Origin of the sequence: Streptomyces sp. NPDC088766 (genome assembly GCF_044750845.1) — a bacterium.
Lineage (GTDB): Bacteria > Actinomycetota > Actinomycetes > Streptomycetales > Streptomycetaceae > Streptomyces.
In genome coordinates this window covers 79,399-97,169 of the sequence record NZ_JBIVKQ010000025.1, presented here as the reverse complement: position 1 = coordinate 97,169, position 17,771 = coordinate 79,399, and the positions used below count along the sequence as shown (strand labels likewise).

The 17,771-nt window shown below is 72.5% G+C and carries 15 protein-coding genes; 4 read left to right on the top strand and 11 right to left on the bottom strand.

All coding sequences use genetic code 11. From position 1 onward, the window contains the following. Nucleotides 1-68: 68 nt before the first annotated feature. The 3 genes from ACIP5W_RS28785 to ACIP5W_RS28775 are packed head-to-tail and all read right to left on the bottom strand — an operon-like array spanning nucleotide 69 to nucleotide 2,919. A complete protein-coding gene (locus ACIP5W_RS28785; RefSeq protein WP_401479726.1) occupies nucleotides 69-1,247 on the bottom strand; it encodes a dipeptidase in 1,179 nt (392 codons plus the stop codon). Nucleotides 1,248-1,252: 5 nt separating this feature from the next. Continuing rightward, entirely contained in the window at nucleotides 1,253-1,783 is a 531-nt protein-coding gene (purE, locus tag ACIP5W_RS28780) for a 5-(carboxyamino)imidazole ribonucleotide mutase (protein ID WP_401479626.1), read from the bottom strand. Then, entirely contained in the window at nucleotides 1,780-2,919 is a 1,140-nt protein-coding gene (locus ACIP5W_RS28775) for a 5-(carboxyamino)imidazole ribonucleotide synthase (protein WP_401479623.1), read from the bottom strand. Before ACIP5W_RS28775 ends, purE begins: the two co-directional genes overlap by 4 nt. 199 nt (nucleotides 2,920-3,118) lie before the next feature. Between ACIP5W_RS28775 and ACIP5W_RS28770 the strand changes: the two genes are divergently transcribed. Then, nucleotides 3,119-3,631: a GtrA family protein gene (locus ACIP5W_RS28770; protein ID WP_401479620.1), complete on the top strand. Its 513-nt coding sequence runs from the start codon at nucleotides 3,119-3,121 to the stop codon at nucleotides 3,629-3,631. A gap of 38 nt (nucleotides 3,632-3,669) precedes the next feature. On the opposite strand, the gene ACIP5W_RS28765 is transcribed toward ACIP5W_RS28770, so the two are convergent. Continuing rightward, a complete protein-coding gene (locus tag ACIP5W_RS28765; RefSeq protein ID WP_401479617.1) occupies nucleotides 3,670-4,944 on the bottom strand; it encodes an ATP-binding protein in 1,275 nt (424 codons plus the stop codon). Between the two features lie 281 nt (nucleotides 4,945-5,225). Beyond that, the gene (locus tag ACIP5W_RS28760) at nucleotides 5,226-5,903 is read right to left on the bottom strand and encodes a response regulator transcription factor (protein ID WP_366057401.1); all 678 of its coding nucleotides are present in this window, start codon (nucleotides 5,901-5,903) and stop codon (nucleotides 5,226-5,228) included. A 509-nt stretch (nucleotides 5,904-6,412) separates the two neighbouring features. Between ACIP5W_RS28760 and ACIP5W_RS28755 the strand changes: the two genes are divergently transcribed. Then, nucleotides 6,413-7,909: an oligopeptide:H+ symporter gene (locus tag ACIP5W_RS28755; RefSeq protein ID WP_401479614.1), complete on the top strand. Its 1,497-nt coding sequence runs from the start codon at nucleotides 6,413-6,415 to the stop codon at nucleotides 7,907-7,909. 388 nt (nucleotides 7,910-8,297) lie between these two features. On the opposite strand, the gene ACIP5W_RS28750 is transcribed toward ACIP5W_RS28755, so the two are convergent. Together ACIP5W_RS28750 and ACIP5W_RS28745 are read right to left on the bottom strand one after the other, a co-directional pair. Continuing rightward, the gene (locus ACIP5W_RS28750; protein ID WP_401479611.1) at nucleotides 8,298-8,780 is read right to left on the bottom strand and encodes an ATP-binding protein; all 483 of its coding nucleotides are present in this window, start codon (nucleotides 8,778-8,780) and stop codon (nucleotides 8,298-8,300) included. Between the two features lie 342 nt (nucleotides 8,781-9,122). Continuing rightward, nucleotides 9,123-9,500: an STAS domain-containing protein gene (locus ACIP5W_RS28745; protein ID WP_401479608.1), complete on the bottom strand. Its 378-nt coding sequence runs from the start codon at nucleotides 9,498-9,500 to the stop codon at nucleotides 9,123-9,125. Nucleotides 9,501-9,733: 233 nt separating this feature from the next. Here ACIP5W_RS28745 and ACIP5W_RS28740 point away from each other — a divergent pair, with 233 nt between their 5' ends. Together ACIP5W_RS28740 and ACIP5W_RS28735 are read left to right on the top strand one after the other, a co-directional pair. After that, on the top strand, nucleotides 9,734-10,651 hold the full coding sequence (locus ACIP5W_RS28740) for an RNA polymerase sigma factor SigF (RefSeq protein ID WP_401479605.1): 918 nt from the start codon (nucleotides 9,734-9,736) through the stop codon (nucleotides 10,649-10,651). Nucleotides 10,652-10,897: 246 nt separating this feature from the next. Continuing rightward, entirely contained in the window at nucleotides 10,898-11,908 is a 1,011-nt protein-coding gene (locus ACIP5W_RS28735; protein WP_401479602.1) for a DMT family transporter, read from the top strand. Here ACIP5W_RS28735 and hutI read toward each other — a convergent pair. From hutI to hutU, 4 genes are all read right to left on the bottom strand, one after another. After that, on the bottom strand, nucleotides 11,848-13,143 hold the full coding sequence (hutI, locus tag ACIP5W_RS28730; protein WP_401479599.1) for an imidazolonepropionase: 1,296 nt from the start codon (nucleotides 13,141-13,143) through the stop codon (nucleotides 11,848-11,850). The genes ACIP5W_RS28735 and hutI overlap by 61 nt on opposite strands. Then, nucleotides 13,140-14,513: a formimidoylglutamate deiminase gene (locus ACIP5W_RS28725; RefSeq protein WP_401479596.1), complete on the bottom strand. Its 1,374-nt coding sequence runs from the start codon at nucleotides 14,511-14,513 to the stop codon at nucleotides 13,140-13,142. The genes hutI and ACIP5W_RS28725 overlap by 4 nt, the downstream gene beginning before the upstream one ends. Further along, entirely contained in the window at nucleotides 14,510-15,712 is a 1,203-nt protein-coding gene (locus ACIP5W_RS28720) for an allantoate amidohydrolase (RefSeq protein ID WP_401479723.1), read from the bottom strand. The genes ACIP5W_RS28725 and ACIP5W_RS28720 overlap by 4 nt, the downstream gene beginning before the upstream one ends. 224 nt (nucleotides 15,713-15,936) lie before the next feature. Further along, nucleotides 15,937-17,601, bottom strand: coding sequence for a urocanate hydratase (gene hutU, locus ACIP5W_RS28715; protein WP_401479593.1), 1,665 nt, complete (start codon nucleotides 17,599-17,601; stop codon nucleotides 15,937-15,939). Nucleotides 17,602-17,771 lie beyond the last annotated feature (170 nt).

Sequence of the window (17,771 nt, the reverse complement as noted above, 5' to 3'; positions counted from 1 at the left end):
CCTTCCGAATGCGGTACCGGGGCACCGTACCGCACTGGTACGACATTCCGGTACCGCTCCGGCCGGCCTCAGCCGTCGAGCGACTCGATCGTCGCGTTGGACGGCGGGCGGGTGGCCCGCAGGTCGCGGGCCACGTCCTCCGCGGCGGCCAGTACCCGGACCGCGTTCTGCCAGGTCAGCTTGGCGAGGTCGGACTTCGACCAGCCGCGTTCCAGCAGTTCGGCGAGGAGCCTCGGGTAGCCGGAGACGTCGCCGAGGCCCTCGGGGGTGAAGGCGGTGCCGTCGTAGTCGCCGCCGATGCCGAGGTGGTCGACGCCCGCGACCTCGCGCATGTGGTCCAGGTGGTCGGCGACCGTCGCCACGGTGGCGACCGGGCGGGGGTTCGCCTCCTCGAAGGCGCGGTGGACCCTCATCGCCCCGGCGGTGGTGTCGAGGTGGTGGAAGCCGTGCGCGCGCATGTTCTCGTCCGCGGCGGCCGTCCAGTCCACGGCCGCCTGGAGCACGAACTTCGGCACGAACGTCACCATGGCGACGCCGCCGTTGGCGGGCAGCCGCTCGAGCACGTCGTCGGGGATGTTGCGCGGGTGGTCGCACACCGCCCGCGAGGAGGAGTGCGAGAAGATCACCGGCGCGGTGGAGACGTCGAGCGCGTCCCGCATCGTCGTCGCCGCCACGTGCGAGAGGTCGACCAGCATGCCCTCGCGGTTCATCTCCCGGACGACCTCGCGGCCGAACGCCGTCAGCCCGCCGGCCTTCGGCGCGTCGGTCGCGGAGTCCGCCCAGTCCACGTTGTCGTTGTGGGTGAGCGTCATGTACCGCACGCCGAGCGCGTACAGCCCGCGCAGGGTGCCCAGCGAGTTGGCTATGGAGTGGCCGCCCTCCGCGCCCATGAGCGAGGCGATACGGCCCTGAGCGCGCGCCGCCTCCATGTCGGCCGCGGTCAGGGCGGCCATGAGCGCCTCGGGGTGACGGTCGATGAGCTGCCGTACGCAGTCGATCTGCTCCAGCGTCGCCGGGACCGCGCCCGGCAGGTCCGAGCGGACGTACACCGACCAGTACTGCGCGCCGACGCCGCCCGCGCGCAGGCGGGGAATGTCGGTGTGCAGGTGGGTGTGCTGGTCGGTGGCGATGTCACGGGCGTCGAGGTCGTAGCGGACCTGTTCGCGCAGCGCCCACGGGAGGTCGTTGTGGCCGTCGACGACGGGGTGTTCGCGCAGCAGCTCCCGGGCCTGCTCCAGGAAGGTCATCGCCGTCACTTCCCGAAGCCGAAGCCGCCGCCGTTTGCGCCGCCCTCGACCTTGGCGCGCAGGCGCCTGCCCTTCTCGGTGGCCTGGTCGTTGAGGTCCTGCTGGAAGTCGCGCATCCGCGCGAGGAGGTCCTCGTCGTGCGCGGCGAGGATGCGGGCCGCGAGCAGACCGGCGTTGCGGGCGCCGCCGACGGAGACGGTCGCGACGGGGACACCGGCCGGCATCTGCACGATCGACAGGAGGCTGTCCATGCCGTCGAGGTACTTCAGCGGCACGGGCACGCCGATGACCGGCAGCGGGGTGACGGAGGCGAGCATGCCGGGCAGGTGGGCGGCGCCGCCCGCGCCGGCGATGATCACCTTGAGTCCGCGGTCGGCGGCCTGCTCCCCGTAGGCGACCATCTCGCGCGGCATGCGGTGCGCGGAGACGACGTCGACCTCGTACGCGATCTCGAACTCGTCGAGGGCCTGGGCGGCGGCCTCCATGACGGGCCAGTCGGAGTCCGACCCCATGACGATGCCTGCGACTGGGCTCATTCGGTGATCGTGCCTCTCAGGTAGCCGGCAGCGTGACGGGCGCGTTCCAGCACGTCGTCGAGGTCGTCGCCGTAGGTGTTGACGTGGCCGACCTTGCGGCCGGGCTTCACGTCCTTGCCGTACATGTGGATCTTCAGCCGGGGGTCGCGGGCCATGCAGTGCAGGTACGCGGAGTACATGTCCGGGTAGTCGCCGCCGAGGACGTTGGCCATGACCGTCCACCTGGCGCGCGGGCGCGGGTCGCCGAGCGGGAGGTCGAGGACCGCGCGGACGTGGTTGGCGAACTGGGAGGTGATCGCGCCGTCCATGGTCCAGTGGCCCGAGTTGTGCGGGCGCATCGCCAGCTCGTTGACGAGGATGCGGCCGTCGCGGGTCTGGAACAGCTCGACGGCGAGATGGCCGACGACGCCGAGTTCCTTGGCGATGGTCAGGGCCATCTCCTCGGCCTCGAGCGCCAGGGTCTCGTCGAGGCCGGGGGCGGGGGCGATCACCGTGTCGCAGACGCCGTCGACCTGCTGGGACTCGACGACCGGGTAGGCGACCGCCTGGCCGTGCGGGGAGCGCACGACGTTCGCGGCCAGCTCGCGGACGTAGTCGACCTTCTCCTCGGCGAGGACGGGGACGCCCGCGCGGAAGGGGTCCTCGGCCTCCTCGGCGGAGTTCACGACCCACACGCCCTTGCCGTCGTAGCCGCCGCGGACCGTCTTGAGGACGACCGGGAAGCCTTCGCCCTCCGCCGCGAACGCGGCGACGTCCGTCGGGTCGGCCACGATGCGGTGCCGCGGGCAGGGGATGCCGATGGCGTCGAGCTTCGCGCGCATCACGCCCTTGTCCTGGGCGTGCACGAGCGCCTCGGGGCCCGGACGGACGGGGATGCCGTCCGCCTCCAGGGCCCGGAGGTGCTCGGTGGGGACGTGCTCGTGATCGAAGGTGATCACGTCACAGCCCCGCGCGAACTCGCGCAGCGTGTCCAGGTCGCGATAGTCGCCGACGACGACGTCGCTCACCACCTGGGCCGCGGAATCCTGAGGAGTGTCACTGAGGAGCTTGAACCTGATGCCCAACGGGATGCCCGCCTCGTGTGTCATACGAGCGAGCTGACCACCGCCGACCATGCCGACTACCGGGAACGTCACGCCCCTAGGGTATCGGCCACGCCGCACCGGCTGATTCCGCGCCTCCCACCGGGCCCGTTCCGGCCCGGTACCGGCGGTTTCCCGGCTTCCCGCCGGGCCGTTCCGCACCGGTGGGGCGGCGGCACGGGCAACCCGCGAGGGGGGTGGTTAGCATGGCTGGGTTGACGAAACCGACACCCGGACGGGGGCCTGTACGACCATGGCACATGGTTCCTCTGGTTCCTCGGGGGAAGGACGGCTGCGAGGACTCGCCCGTGAGCTGGCCAAGTTCGGCGCGGTGGGCGGGGCGGGCCTGCTGGTCAACCTCGGTGTGTTCAACTTCGTGCGGCACGTCACCGACCTCCAGGTGGTGCGCGCGAGCGTCATCGCCACGGTGGTCGCCATCGCCTTCAACTACGTCGGGTTCCGGTACTTCACCTACCGGGACCGGGACAAGAGCGGGCGTACGAAGGAGATGACGCTGTTCCTGCTGTTCAGCGCGGCGGGTCTGGTCATCGAGAACGGGCTGCTGTACCTGGCGACGTACGGGTTCGGGTGGGACAGCCCGTTGCAGAGCAACGTGTTCAAGTTCCTCGGGATCGGCATCGCCACGCTGTTCCGGTTCTGGTCGTACCGGGCGTGGGTGTTCAAGGCGCTTCCGCGGCACGGGACCGTGGTGGGGGAGTCCCGGCCGACCGCGGCCGGGTCCGCGGCGGACCAGCGGGTGGGCTGAGAGCACCCCGAAGGCCGCGCCCCGGGCCCGCCGGCCGGTCACCTCACCGTGGGTTCCGTGTCCTGGTGCGGCTTCTTCTCCGGGGCCGTTCGTGACAGGAACAGGCCGAAGACCGGGGGCTTGGTCTGGAGCATCTCCAGGCGGCCGCCGTCGGCCTCGGCGAGGTCCCGGGCCACCGCGAGGCCGATTCCGGTGGAGTTGCGGCCGCTGATCGTGCGCTCGAAGATGCGGGCGCCGAGGTCCGGGGGGACGCCGGGGCCCTCGTCGGTGACCTCGATGACCGCCTGGTTGCCGGTGACCCGCGTGCGCAGGGCGACCGTGCCGCCGCCGTGCATGAGCGAGTTCTCGATGAGCGCCGCCAGCACCTGGGCCACCGCGCCCGGGGTGCCCACCGCCTGCAGGTGCCGCTTGCCGGAGCTGACGATCGCGCGGCCCACACCGCGGTAGGCCGGGCGCCACTCGGCGAGCTGCTGCTGGATGACCTCGTCGAGGTCGAAGGTGACGGCGGAGCCGGTGCGGGGGTCGCGGGAGTTCGTCAGCAGGCGCTGCACGACGTCGGTGAGGCGTTCCACCTGGGTCAGCGCGATCGTGGCCTCCTCCTTCACCGTGTCCGGGTCGTCGGTGAGGGTGATCTCCTCCAGGCGCATGGACAGGGCGGTGAGCGGGGTGCGCAGCTGGTGGGAGGCGTCGGCGGCGAGCCGGCGTTCCGCCGTCAGCATGCGGGCGATGCGCTCGGCGGAGGAGTCGAGCACATCGGCGACCCGGTCCAGCTCGGGGACGCCGTACCGCTTGTGGCGGGGGCGGGGGTCGCCGGAGCCGAGGCGTTCGGCGGTCTCGGCGAGGTCGGTGAGCGGGGAGGCGAGCCGGTTGGCCTGGCGGATGGCCAGGAGGACAGCGGCGACCACCGCGAGCAGCGCCACCAGGCCGATGATGAGCAGGGTGCGGCCGACCTCGCGGGTCACGGAGGAGCGGGGCTCCTCGACGACGACGGTCTCCCCCTCCTCGCCCCGGGCCTCACCCCGGATGACGTCGCCCTCGGGGCGGCTGCCGACCGCGATGACCGGTTTGCCGGGCATCCGGATCACCGCGTACCGCTCGTGGGTGAGCTGGCTGCGCAGCACCTCGGCGTCGACGGTCCCGGCGCCGGCGAGCCGGCTGTCGACGATGCTGGCCAGGCGGGCCGCCTCCAGCTCGACGCGCTCCTGTGCGCTGTTGCTGATCGTGCGCGTCTCGACGATGACGAGGGAGACCCCGAACACGGCGATCACGACGAGCACGACGGCCAGTGTGGACTGGATCAGACGGCGACGCACAGGGCCCTCCGGACGGTGGCTTCACGGGACGGGTGGGGGCGGCTCGCCCGGGGCGGGGCCACGTCCGCACCCGGCTCCGTCGCGGGACGCGGCCGGCCCCGGCGGCGGTGACCCGCGGCTGCCGCCGGCCGGCCTTCGGCGACCGTGGCCCTCATCGAACGGGCCCCTCGCCGACCGGGCCGCCGCCGGTCACGCCCTTCACCGGCCGGATCCCCGGCCGGGCGGTCGTCGGCCGGGCGGTCGTCGGCCGGGCGGTCGTCGGCCGGCTCTCCTCGAAGCTGCTAGCTCTTCTCGAAGCGGAAGCCCACGCCGCGCACCGTGGCGATGTAGCGGGGGTTCGCCGCGTCGTCCCCCAGCTTCTTCCGCAGCCACGAGATGTGCATGTCGAGGGTCTTGGTCGAGGACCACCAGGTGGTGTCCCAGACCTCCCGCATCAGCTGGTCGCGGGTGACCACCCGGCCCGCGTCGCGCACGAGGACCCGCAGGAGGTCGAACTCCTTCGCCGTGAGCTGGAGTTCCTCCTCGCCCATCCAGGCACGGTGCGACTCGACGTCGATGCGGACCCCGTGCGTGGCGGGCGGCTGCTGGGGTTCGACGGAGCCGCGCCGGAGCAGGGCCCGGACGCGGGCGAGGAGTTCGGCGAGCCGGAACGGCTTGGTGACGTAGTCGTCGGCGCCCGCGTCCAGTCCGACGACGGTGTCGACCTCGTCGGCGCGCGCGGTGAGGATCAGGATGGGGATGGCGTGGCCGTCGGCGCGCAGTCGGCGCGCCACCTCCAGGCCGTCCATGCCGGGGAGCCCGAGGTCCAGCACGACCAGGTCGACACCGCCCTGCATTCCGGCGTCGAGCGCGGAGGGTCCGTCCTCACGCACCTCGACCTCGTACCCTTCCCGGCGCAGGGCGCGGGCCAGCGGCTCCGAAATGGACGCATCGTCCTCGGCGAGCAGTACACGGGTCATGAGGCGATGGTAGTCCGCGCGGGACTGGGCCAAGGGTGTGATGCCCGACCCCGGCTCTTACTCGGGGACATGCCGGACAACCCGCCCGCAGCAGCCCCGCCGTCCCTGGTACGGACCTGAGGTCGCGGGATGCCATCCTGGTATGGACCTTGGAAACCTCGCCCTGGTTCCTGCCTGGCCTGTGATCTGCGCCTCAAGTCCTTCCATATCCGGTTCTGTCCTGCCGTATGGTGAAAGGACGCCTGTAGCACCACGGGGACCTTTGGCGCTCGACTTGACGCTGAGGGTCTCTTTTGTGTGCGGGCCGGCTCTCCGCCGGCCTTCGAAAGGAATGACCTGTGGCCGGGCCCCCACTCGCGGGGCGTGGATCCCGGTGGTCGCCGTCCGCCGTTCCGTGACCCGGAGCGGCCTCCCCGTGGGCGTGGGTGGACGGGCCGATCGAGCCGGTGCCGGCCGCCCCAACCGGGCGCGCACGCTCCACCGCGCGTCCCGACCAGCAAGGAACGACCATGGCGTCCAGCCTGACGAAGGACCCGGTCCGCCCGGGAACCCCCGGAACCGGGAAGACCTTCTTCGGCCACCCCCGCGGACTGGCCACTCTCTTCATGACCGAGATGTGGGAGAGGTTCTCCTACTACGGCATGAGGGCTCTCCTCCCGCTGTACCTGGTCGCACCGGGCGGCCTGCACCTGAACGCGGGCACCGCGACCGCGATCTACTCCGTGTACGTGTCGCTGGTGTACCTGCTCGCCATGCCCGGCGGCTGGTTCGGCGACCGCGTCTGGGGTCCGCGCAGGACCGTCGCCGTCGCCGGTGCGGTGATCATGCTCGGCCACCTCACCCTGGCCCTGCCGTCCGCCGGGACCTTCTACGCCGGTCTGGGCCTGGTGGCGATCGGCTCCGGTCTGCTGAAGGCCAACATCTCCACGATGGTCGGCCACCTCTACGACGGCCCGGACGACCCGCGCCGTGACGGCGGCTTCACCGTCTTCTACATGGGCATCAACCTCGGTGCCTTCGCCGCCCCGCTGATCATCGGCACCATCGGCGAGAACGTGAACTGGCACTTCGGCTTCGCGCTCGCCGCGCTCGGCATGGCGCTGGGCCTGGCGCAGTTCCTGCTCGGCAGCCGCCACCTGGCCGACCGCTCCGGCGTCGTGCCGAAGCCGCTGTCCGCCGAGGAGAAGGCCGGCACGCTGCGCAAGGCCGCGATCTGGGCCGGCATCGCCGTCGTGGCGTACGCGATCGTCGGCTTCTCCGGCCACTACACGCTGAACTGGATCCTGGTCCCGCTGACCCTGCTCGGCGTGATCATCCCGGTGATGGTGCTGGTCAACATCAAGCGGGACCGGGAACTCGACCGCCCCGAGCAGTCGAAGATGTCCGCGTACATCTGGTTCTTCGTGGCCGCCGCCATGTTCTGGATGATCTACGACCAGGGCGGCTCGACCCTGTCGATCTTCGCCGACTCCTCCGCCGACAACACCGTCCTCGGCTGGGAGTTCCCGGTCTCCTGGTACCAGTCGGTCAACCCGGTCCTGATCATGGCCCTGGCCCCGGTCTTCGCCTGGTTCTGGCTCGCGCTGAACAAGCGCGGCAAGGAGCCGAGCACGATCGTGAAGTTCGCCTCGGGCCTGGTCCTGGTCGGCGCGTCCTTCTTCCTCTTCCTCGCCCCGCTGTCGATCGCCGAGGGCGGTCACAAGGCGGCCGCGATGTGGCTGGTGGCGATCTACTTCGTGCAGACCGTCGGTGAGCTGCTGCTCTCCCCGGTCGGCCTGTCGGTCACCACGAAGATGGCGCCGGCGAAGTACGCCTCGCAGATGATGGGCGTCTGGTTCCTGGCCGTCACCGCCGGTGACGCCACCACCGGTCTGCTCTCCATCGCGGGCGTCGACCTGAACAGGACGGGCATCGTCGCGATGGAGGCCACGCTCGCGGTGGTCGCCGGTGTCGCGGTGTGGATGTACCGCAAGCGCGTCAAGGAACTCATGGGCGACGTCCGCTGACGTCCCCTCCCCCACGGTTCCCGCGGGGCCGCCACGACTCCGGTCGTGGCGGCCCCGCGCGCGTTCAGCGGGTCCGCCGGCCCGTCGGCCCGTCGGGGGTGCGGGTGGGGGTCGGTGCCTGGGGTCGTGCCGGGGGTCTCGACGGCGAGGTCTCCCGGCGCCGGGGTGGAGGTACCGGTGGTGCCGGGCTCGGGGGTGCCGGTGGTGGTGGGCTTGCGGGTACCGGTGGTGGCGGGCTTGCGGGTACCGGTCGGGTCGGGGATCTCGATGGGCACGCCGGACCCGACGGCCTCCTCGGGGAGGCCGCGGCGGCTGCGCGGGAAGGGCGCCGTGGTGGCGGCGCCACGAGGGAAAGCCGTGGCGGAGGCGCCGCGGGGGGCGCCTCGGCTCAGGCCGGGGCGCCCAGTTCCGCCCAGACCGTCTTGCCCGCGGCGCCCGGGGTCCGTACGACCCCCCAGTCCAGGCAGAGACGCTGCACGATGAACATGCCGTGGCCACCGGGGCGGCCGGCGCGGTGGGGGTTGCGGGGGGCGGGCTGGCCGCTGCCGCGGTCGGAGACCTCGACGCGGATCACCTTGTTGTCGCAGCCGATCTGGAGCTGGTCGGGGCCCTCGGCGTGCAGGCAGGCGTTGGTCACCAGTTCGGAGACGACGAGCAGTACGTCCTCGGCGGCGGCCCGCTGGTCGGCGCCTCCGGCGGGCAGCCAGCCCCACGCGTACAACGCCTGACGTGCGAAGTCGCGGGCGAGCGGGACGACACCGCTCTCGCCGTCGAAGCTCAGTCTGCGGACCTGACGACCCGCCGACGCTCCGGAAGCGCCGCTGGGCTCCGGGCCGCGGTCGCCCGGCGAGTAAGGCCGGGTGGTGCTCATCAGCGCTTCACCTCACCGATTCACCAGTTCAGGGTTCAATTCAGCGTTCAGTTCATGCTTCGGTTCATCGTTCGCACGATGGGGGATCCCCAGGGTGTACGACACCCCGGCGGTGCCGGAGTCCCTGTACACGTCCAGCGGCCGCCGCACGGTCGGTCTGCGCATCCCGCCCTCTCCTCGTGCTGTGCCGCCGACATGTTCAGGTGTCTCCTGCCCGACACAACCGGCGGAACACCCCTCGTTCGCCCACAGGTGACGGGCCCGTCCGCCCCTGGTGGTCCGTGGCGCGCGGGAGTCCCGGTCGCGCCCGGCCGCGTGAGGGCCCACGGGCGGGTCCCGGGGTCAGCCGTCCCCGTTCGCGAGAGCCGCCTCGACCGTTTCGTGCACGGTGAAGACGGCGTCCGCTCCGGTGATCTCGAACACCCGGGCCACCACGGGCAGCATGCCCGCCAGGTGCACCGCGCCACCCGCGGCCTCCGCCTTCAGGCGGGCGCCGAGCAGGACGTTGAGCCCCGTGGAGTCGCAGAACTCCAGCCGGGAGCAGTCCACGACCAGCCGGCTCAGCCCCTTGGCGAGGCACTCGTCGAGTGGCTCGCGCAACAGATCGGCCGTGTGGTGATCCAGCTCACCGGCGGGGGTCACGACGGCACTGGTGCCCTCTTCCCGCACTTCCACCATGAGCCGGCCAGACTGTGCGCTGCCGACCGTCCCGCGGTCCATGCCGTGTCTCTCCCGAGGTCGTGACTGCTGCTGACGCCCTCGAACACTACGCCTTCGATCCGCACTCCAACAGCCGAACAATCACCCACAAACGGACATAAACCAACAAACCGCAGTTGCGATCGGTTGAGCAAAGCGGGTAGGGCTAGAGGAACACACCCGACACGGCCGGCTTTGGAGGCGCCGCACACCGTAGTGCACGCACTGGCTTCGGCAGCCATATGCCGAGAACGATGGAGGACATCATGTCATCCCGGCTCGACGCTCCGCATACCCACAGGGCGACGTCGACACCCCCTCCGGAACAGCTGAATCCCATCGAGCGGAGCGGCGATCCCCGTGACGCCCTCGCCGGACTCCCGGAGATCCCGCCGTACGACCAGGTCGGACCGGTCGACGCGCGGGCCCTGTCCAAGACCCTCTTCGAGCGGCTGGAGTCGCTGGAGGAAGGCACCTACGAATACTCGTACGTGCGCAACACCCTCGTCGAACTGAACCTCGCGCTGGTCAAGTTCGCGGCCTCCCGCTTCCGCTCCCGCAGCGAGCCCATGGAGGACATCATCCAGGTCGGCACGATCGGCCTGATCAAGGCGATCGACCGCTTCGAGCTGAGCCGTGGTGTGGAGTTCCCCACCTTCGCGATGCCAACCATCGTGGGCGAGATCAAGCGGTTCTTCCGTGACACGTCCTGGTCCGTGCGCGTCCCGCGCCGGCTCCAGGAACTGCGGATCGACCTGGCCAAGGCCGGCGACGAACTCGCCCAGCAGCTCGACCGCGCCCCCACCGTGGCGGAGCTGGCGGAGCGCCTCGGCATCGCCGGCGAGGAGGTCGTCGAGGGCATGGCCGCCTCGAACGCCTACACCGCCGCCTCCCTGGACGCCCAGCCGGAGGAGGACGACGCGGAGAGCGCCCTCGCCGACCGCATCGGCTACGAGGACCACGGACTCGAGGGCATCGAGTACGTCGAGTCGTTGAAGCCGCTGATCGCCGGACTCGCGCCCCGCGACCGGCGGATCCTCTCACTGCGCTTCGTCGCCGGGATGACCCAGTCGGAGATCGGCGAGGAACTCGGCATCTCGCAGATGCACGTCTCGCGGCTGCTGTCGCGCACGCTGGTGCGGCTGCGCAAGGGCCTGACGCTGGAGGAGTGAGCGCGCCTCCCCGGTGGGGACCGGGGCCGGCCGGAGACCAGTGCGGTCCGCGCCCGGGTGAGCGGTCGGACGCCGCCACCCGGGCGCGGCCCTGCCGCGGCGAGCCGTACAACCGCACGGGCGTCGCGTCCGGTGTCCTGATCGTGGAGACCCACTGGCCGGATTCCCCCCGACGACTACGCTGGACCCGCCCCATGACCAGCGGCGCTGCTGGGTCGGCCACGTCGTCCGCTCGTGAGGAACCCCATGCCCGACTCCCCCGCCGTCCCGGCCCGCCTCGGCCCGCTCGCTGACGTTCCCGTGCTGCTGGTCGCCGTGGTGTGGGGGTCCAGTTACCTCGCCGCGAAGGGCGTCACCACCGCCGGCACCGTGACGGCCGTGCTCGTGCTGCGGTTCGCCGTGGTGCTCCCGGTGCTGGTGGCCCTCGGGTGGCGGCGGCTGCGGGCGCTGAGCGGCGCGCAGTGGCGGGGGGCCGGGCTGCTCGGGCTGGTCCTCGCGGGGATCTTCCTGCTGGAGACGTACGGGGTGGTGCACACCTCGGCCACCAACGCGGGGCTGATCATCAGCCTGACCATGGTCTTCACGCCGCTCGCGGAGAGCCGGGTGCGCGGGGTGCGGCTGCCGGGGGCGTTCCTGGCGGCGGCGGGCGTGTCGGTGGTGGGGGTGGCGCTGCTGACGCAGGGTGCCGGGTTCACCGCTCCGTCCGGGGGCGATCTGCTGATGCTGGGGGCCGCGGCCGCCCGTACCGTGCACGTGCTGGCGATGGCTCGGACGGATTCCGTGCGGGGAGCGGACTCGCTGTCCCTGACCACGGTCCAGCTGGGCGGTGCGGTCGCCGTGTTCGCGGTGCTGGTGGCGGTGCCGGGGACGGGCGCCTCGCCGTGGGCCGCCGCTGCCGGCTTCGACGCCGGGGACTGGGCCGGCCTGGTCTACCTCTCGGTGTTCTGCACGCTGTTCGCGTTCCTCGTGCAGATGTGGGCCGTCCGCCGTACGTCGCCGTCCCGGGTCAGCCTGCTGCTGGGGACCGAGCCGGTGTGGGCGGCGGCCGTGGGCATCGCGCTCGCCGGGGACCGGCCGGGGTGGCCGGGGTTCGCGGGCGCGGTGTTCGTTCTCGTCGGTACGGCGTGGGGGCGGTCGGTGGCGGACCGGGGTCGCACGGCGGCGGGCGAGGGGCGCGGAACCCCGGGCGAGCCCCCTCAGGCCACCCGTACGCCCCGTCGCCACACCTGCGAGACGAGCGGCACACCGGGGCGGTAGGCCAGGTGGACGTGGCTGGGGGCGTCCAGGAGGGTCAGGTCGGCGTGGGCGCCGGGGGTCAGGCGGCCCACGTCCGTGCGGCGCAGGGCCGCGGCGCCGCCCGCCGTGGCCGCCCAGAGGGCCTCGTCGGGGGTCATCCGCATGTCGCGTACGGCGAGCGCGATGCAGAACGGGACCGAGGACGTGAAGGACGAGCCCGGGTTGCAGTCCGTGGAGAGGGCCACGGTGACGCCGGCGTCCAGCAGGCGACGGGCGTCGGGCCACTCGGCCCGGGTGGAGAACTCGGCGCCGGGCAGCAGCGTGGCGACCGTCGCGCTGTTCGCGAGGGCGTCCACGTCGGCGTCGGTGAGGTGGGTGCAGTGGTCCGCGCTGGCCGCGTCCAGTTCGACCGCCAGCTGTACGCCGGGGCCGTGGGAGAGCTGGTTGGCGTGGATGCGGGGGTGCAGGCCCCTGGCCCGGCCGGCGGTGAGGATCGCGCGGGCCTGGTCGCCGTCGAAGGCGCCCTGCTCGCAGAAGACGTCGATCCAGCGGGCGTGCGGGGCGCAGGCGTCGAGCATCTCGCCGGTGACGAGGGCGACGTAGGCGGCGGGGTCGTCGGCGAAGTCCGCGGGGACGATGTGGGCGCCCAGGTAGGTGACCTCGTCGGTGTGGGCGGCGGCGATGCGCAGGGCGCGGGCCTCGTCGGCGACGGTGAGGCCGTAGCCGGACTTGGTCTCGAAGGTCGTCGTGCCCTGGCGCAGCGCCTCGGCGAGGTAGCGGGTGAGGTTGCGTTCGAGGTCGGCGTCGCCCGCCGCCCGCGTGGCCGCGACGGTCGTGCGGATGCCGCCCGCGCCGTACGGCCGCCCCGACATCCGGGCGTTGAACTCCTCGGTCCGGTCGCCCGCGAAGACGAGGTGGGAGTGGGAGTCGACGAAGCCGGGGACGACCGCCCGGCCGCCGGCGTCGACCCGGTTGTCAGTGGCGGGTGCTTTGCTTTGTTCACCGGTCCACACGACGCGGTCGCCCTCGATGACGACGGCCGCGTCCTGGATCAGTCCGAGGGGGGAGAAGTCACCCAGGGAGGGGTCGTTGGTGACCAGGGCGGCGATGTTGGTGATGAGCGTGCTCGCGGTGCTCGCGGAGTGGGCGGGGCTGTCGGTCGTCGCGTTGCTCATGGCGTCCTTGCTGGCCTGGTCGGCGGTGGGGTCGGGTTCGGGGGCGGATGCGGGCCGTGCGAAGGGGCGGCCCGCGGTCATCCGCGCAGGGCTGCGACGGCGTCCGCAAGGGCTTTCGGCACATCCGGTACGAGGCGGTGGACCCCGTCCCGTACGACGTGCCGGCCGGCCACGACCGTATGGGACACGTCCGCTGCCGACGCGGCGAATACGGCCGTCTCGGCCCCGAGCCGCGGAAGCGGCCCTGCCGTCCTGACCGAGTCGAGCGCGATCGTGGTGAAGTCGGCGGCCGCGCCGGTCCGGAGGGTGCCCGCGTCGTCCCGGCCGAGGGCCGCGTGACCGTCGGCGGAGGCGGCCCGCAGGAGGGCGGCGGCCGTCCAGTGCCCCCGGGTGCGGGTGCGCAGCCGCTCGTTCAGCTCCATCGCGCGGGCCTCTTCGAACAGGTCGATCACGGCGTGGCTGTCGGAGCCGAGGGAGAGCGGGGAGCCCGCCCGCTGGAGGGCGACGGCCGGGCCGATGCCGTCCGCGAGGTCCCGTTCCGTCGTCGGGCACATGCAGGTGCCGGTGCCGGAGCGGCCGAGGAGGTCGATGTCCTCGTCGGTGAGGTGCGTGTTGTGGACGCCGGTGGTGCCCCGGCCGAGGACGCCGTGCTCGGAGAGGAGCTGCGTCGGGGTGCGGCCGTGGGCCTCGCGGCAGGCGTCGTTCTCGGCGGTCTGCTCGGACAGGTGGACGTGCAGTGGCGCCCCGCGCTCCCGCGCCCAGCGGGCCACGGTCGTCAACTGCCCGGCGGGCACGGCCCGTACGGAGTGGATCGCGGCCCCGATCCGTGCGTGATCCCGTTCCTTGAGAAGTGAACAGCGTTCGGCCCAGGCCTCCGCGTCGCCGTCGGAGAAGCGGAGCTGGTGAGCGGTGGGGGGCTGTCCGAAGCCGGCCGAGAGGTAGGCGGCGTCGAGGAGGGTGATGCGGATGCCGGCGTCGGCGGCGGCCTCGATCAGGGCCTCGCCCATCGCGTTGGGGTCGGCGTAGGGGGTGCCGCCGGGCGCGTGGTGCACGTAGTGGAACTCGCCGACGGCCGTGATGCCGGCCAGCGCCATCTCGGCGTACACCGCGCGGGCCAGCCGGTGGTAGGTCTCCGGGGTCAGCCGGTCGGCGACGGAGTACATGACCTCGCGCCAGGTCCAGAAGGTCCCGGAGCCGACCTGGACGGTGCCGCGCAGGGCGCGGTGGAAGGCGTGGCTGTGGGCGTTCGCCAGCCCGGGGAGGGTGAGGCCGCGCAGGATCTCGGCGCCGGGGGGCGGGGTGCGGACGCCCGTGCGGAGGGCGGTGATGCGGCCGTCCGTGCCCGCGGCGGAACCGCCCGTCGACACCGTGAGGGCGACGCCGGGCTCGACGTGGGTGCCGAGCCAGGCGTGCTCCAGCCAGTACGTCCGTGTCCGCTGCGTGGGGGTCACGTGCAGGCCAGCCCTTCCAGTACGTCGGCGAGTGCGCGCACCCCGGCCACGCAGTCGTCCTCGGCCGCGGACTCGGCCGGGGAGTGCGAGACGCCCGTGGGGTTGCGCACGAACAGCATGGCGGTCGGGATGCTCCCGGAGAGGATTCCGGCGTCGTGTCCGGCGCCCGTGCCGAGGACGGGGACCTTGAGGTCGGTGTCCTTGCCGAGGAGGCGGACCAGTTCGTCACGCAGCGCGTGGTCGAACTCGACGACGGGCGTGAAGGACTCGCGGACGACGTCCAGGTCGACGCCGTGCGCCTGCGCGTACTCGAGGGCCGCCCTCTCGACGCCGCCGACCACCCGGTCGAGGCTCTCCTGGTCGGCAGCGCGGGAGTCGAGCCAGCCGCGCACCAGGGAGGGGACGGCGTTGACGCCGTTCGGCTCGACGGAGATCTTGCCGAAGGTGGCGACGGCACCCGCGAGCCGGGCCTCGCGGCGGGCCGCGAGCACGGTCTCGGCATACGGCAGCATCGGGTCGCGGCGGTCGGTCAGCCGGGTGGTGCCGGCGTGGTTGGCCTCGCCCCGGAAGTCGAACCGCCAGCGGCCGTGCGGCCAGATGGCGCTGGCGACGCCGACCCGGTCGCCGCTGAGGTCGAGGGCGCGGCCCTGCTCGACGTGGAGTTCGACGAAGGCGCCGATCCGGGCGAGCCGCTCGGGATCAGGTCCGATGGCGTCGGGGTCGTACCCGGCGGCCTCCATGGCGCGCGGGAGGGTGATGCCGTCGCCGTCGGTCAGCCGGTGGGCCTGCTCGACCGTGAGGTGTCCGGCGGTGAGCCGGGAGCCGACACAGGCGAGCCCGAAGCGGGCGCCCTCCTCGTCGCCGAAGTTGACGAGGGCGAGGGGCTTGGCGAAGCGCGCTCCCCTGCGGCGCAGTTCGTCGAGGGCGGCGAAGGCCGAGACGACGCCGAGGGGGCCGTCGAAGGCACCGCCGTCGGGCACCGAGTCGAGATGGGACCCGGTGACGACGGCGTCCCCGGCGGCCGGGTCGCCGAGCCAGGCCCACTGGTTGCCGTTGCGGTCGACCTCGTGGGCCAGCCCCCGTGCCTCGGCCTGCTCCTCGAACCAGGCCCGGCAGTCGGCGTCGGCGGCCGTCCAGGCGTAGCGGCGGTAGCCGCCGGACTCCGGGTGCCGTCCGATCGGGCGCAGGTCACGCCACATCCGGTGGAAGGAGTCGCCTGCCGGCCCGTGCGGTGACACGCCGGGGCGCCCGAGCGGCGCCCCGTCCACCGGCCTCGGACCCGGCCCCGGACCCGCGCCGGAGCCCGTACCTCCGCCCGCGCCCGTACCTCCGCCCGCGCCCGCGCCTCCGCCCGCGCCCGGCGACGAGGCCTCGGCCCCGACACCGGCCGGACGGTTGCCGCCCGTTTCGTCTCCCGGAAGGGTCACGCGTCGTCACCCTCGCGCATGGGCACCCGTACGCCCCGTTCGTCGGCGACCGACTCGGCGATGTCGTACCCGGCGTCGACGTGCCGGATGACGCCCATGCCGGGGTCGTTGGTCAGCACGCGCCGGATCTTCTCGCCGCCCAGCTTCGTGCCGTCGGCCACCGTCACCTGGCCGGCGTGCAGGGAGCGGCCCATGCCGACACCGCCGCCGTGGTGGATCGACACCCAGGAGGCGCCCGAGGCCACGTTGACCATCGCGTTGAGCAGCGGCCAGTCGGCGATCGCGTCGGAGCCGTCGAGCATGGCCTCCGTCTCGCGGTAGGGCGAGGCGACGGAACCGCAGTCGAGGTGGTCCCGCCCGATGGCCAGCGGCGCGGCCAGCTCACCGCTCGCGACCATGTCGTTGAACCGCTCACCGGCCTTGTCGCGCTCGCCGTAGCCGAGCCAGCAGATGCGGGCGGGCAGGCCCTGGAAGTGGACGCGTTCGCCGGCCAGCTTGATCCAGCGGGCGAGGGAGTCGTTCTCGGGGAAGAGGTCCAGCATCGCCTTGTCGGTCTTGGCGATGTCGGCGGGGTCGCCGGACAGGGCGGCCCAGCGGAAGGGGCCCTTGCCCTCGCAGAACAGCGGGCGGATGTAGGCGGGCACGAAGCCGGGGAAGGCGAACGCCCTGTCGTATCCGGCCAGTCGGGCCTCGCCGCGGATGGAGTTGCCGTAGTCGAAGACCTCGGCGCCGGCGTCCAGGAAGCCGACCATCGCCTCGACGTGCCGGGCCATCGACTCGCGGGCCCGGGTGGTGAAGCCGGCCGGGTCCTTAGCGGCGGCGTCGGCCATGTCCTCGAAGGCGACGCCGGTGGGCAGGTAGGCGAGCGGGTCGTGGGCCGAGGTCTGGTCGGTGACGATGTCGACGGGGGCGCCCATCGCGAGGAGCCGCGGCACCAGGTCGGCGGCGTTGCCGAGGACGCCGATGGAGAGGGGCCTGCGCTGGTCGCGGGCCTCGACGGCCAGCTGGAGGGCGTGCTCGAGGCTGTCGGCCCTGACGTCCAGGTAGCGGTGCTCGATGCGGCGTTCGATGGCGCGCGGGTCGCAGTCGATGCAGATGGCGACGCCGTCGTTCATGGTGACGGCGAGCGGCTGGGCGCCGCCCATGCCGCCGAGGCCGGCGGTGAGGGTGATGGTCCCGGCGAGGGTGCCGCCGAACTTCTTCGCGGCGACGGCGGCGAAGGTCTCGTAGGTGCCCTGGAGGATGCCCTGGGTGCCGATGTAGATCCAGGAACCGGCCGTCATCTGGCCGTACATGGTCAGCCCGAGCTGCTCGAGCCGTCGGAACTCCTCCCAGTTGGCCCAGTCGCCGACGAGGTTGGAGTTGGCGATCAGGACACGCGGGGCCCACTCGTGGGTCTGCATGACGCCGACCGGGCGGCCGGACTGGACGAGCATGGTCTCGTCCTGCTTCAGCGTGCGCAGGGTGCGCACCATCGCGTCGAAGGAGCGCCAGTCGCGGGCCGCCTTGCCGGTGCCGCCGTAGACGACGAGCTTGTCGGGGTGCTCGGCGACCTCGGGGTCGAGGTTGTTCTGGAGCATCCGCAGCGCGGCCTCCTGCTGCCATCCCAGGGCACTCAGTTCCGTACCGCGCGGCGCTCGGACTGGGCGGGGTCCTGACATGGTCTGCCTCCTGGAGGGTGGGCGGTCCCGACGGATTGTTGCAGTTGCTATTCACATCCTGACTTGATGAATAAGGCTAGTCAATACACCGGGGGCGCGGCGCGGCCGGCGGGCGAGGCAGGGACAGGAACAGGGACAGGGAGCAGGCGCGGCGGAGACGCGGGGGACCT

Excerpts from the sequence above, each read along its gene's own strand:
- ACIP5W_RS28785 (WP_401479726.1), bottom strand. The coding sequence starts at position 1,247 with ATGACCTTCCTGGAGCAGGCCCGGGAGCTGCTGCGCGAACACCCCGTC.
- purE (WP_401479626.1), bottom strand. The coding sequence starts at position 1,783 with ATGAGCCCAGTCGCAGGCATCGTCATGGGGTCGGACTCCGACTGGCCC.
- ACIP5W_RS28770 (WP_401479620.1), top strand. The coding sequence starts at position 3,119 with ATGGCACATGGTTCCTCTGGTTCCTCGGGGGAAGGACGGCTGCGAGGA.
- ACIP5W_RS28760 (WP_366057401.1), bottom strand. The coding sequence starts at position 5,903 with ATGACCCGTGTACTGCTCGCCGAGGACGATGCGTCCATTTCGGAGCCG.
- ACIP5W_RS28755 (WP_401479614.1), top strand. The coding sequence starts at position 6,413 with ATGGCGTCCAGCCTGACGAAGGACCCGGTCCGCCCGGGAACCCCCGGA.
- ACIP5W_RS28750 (WP_401479611.1), bottom strand. The coding sequence starts at position 8,780 with ATGAGCACCACCCGGCCTTACTCGCCGGGCGACCGCGGCCCGGAGCCC.
- ACIP5W_RS28745 (WP_401479608.1), bottom strand. The coding sequence starts at position 9,500 with ATGGACCGCGGGACGGTCGGCAGCGCACAGTCTGGCCGGCTCATGGTG.
- ACIP5W_RS28740 (WP_401479605.1), top strand. The coding sequence starts at position 9,734 with ATGGAGGACATCATGTCATCCCGGCTCGACGCTCCGCATACCCACAGG.
- ACIP5W_RS28735 (WP_401479602.1), top strand. The coding sequence starts at position 10,898 with ATGCCCGACTCCCCCGCCGTCCCGGCCCGCCTCGGCCCGCTCGCTGAC.
- hutI (WP_401479599.1), bottom strand. The coding sequence starts at position 13,143 with ATGACCGCGGGCCGCCCCTTCGCACGGCCCGCATCCGCCCCCGAACCC.
- ACIP5W_RS28720 (WP_401479723.1), bottom strand. The coding sequence starts at position 15,712 with ATGTGGCGTGACCTGCGCCCGATCGGACGGCACCCGGAGTCCGGCGGC.
- hutU (WP_401479593.1), bottom strand. The coding sequence starts at position 17,601 with ATGTCAGGACCCCGCCCAGTCCGAGCGCCGCGCGGTACGGAACTGAGT.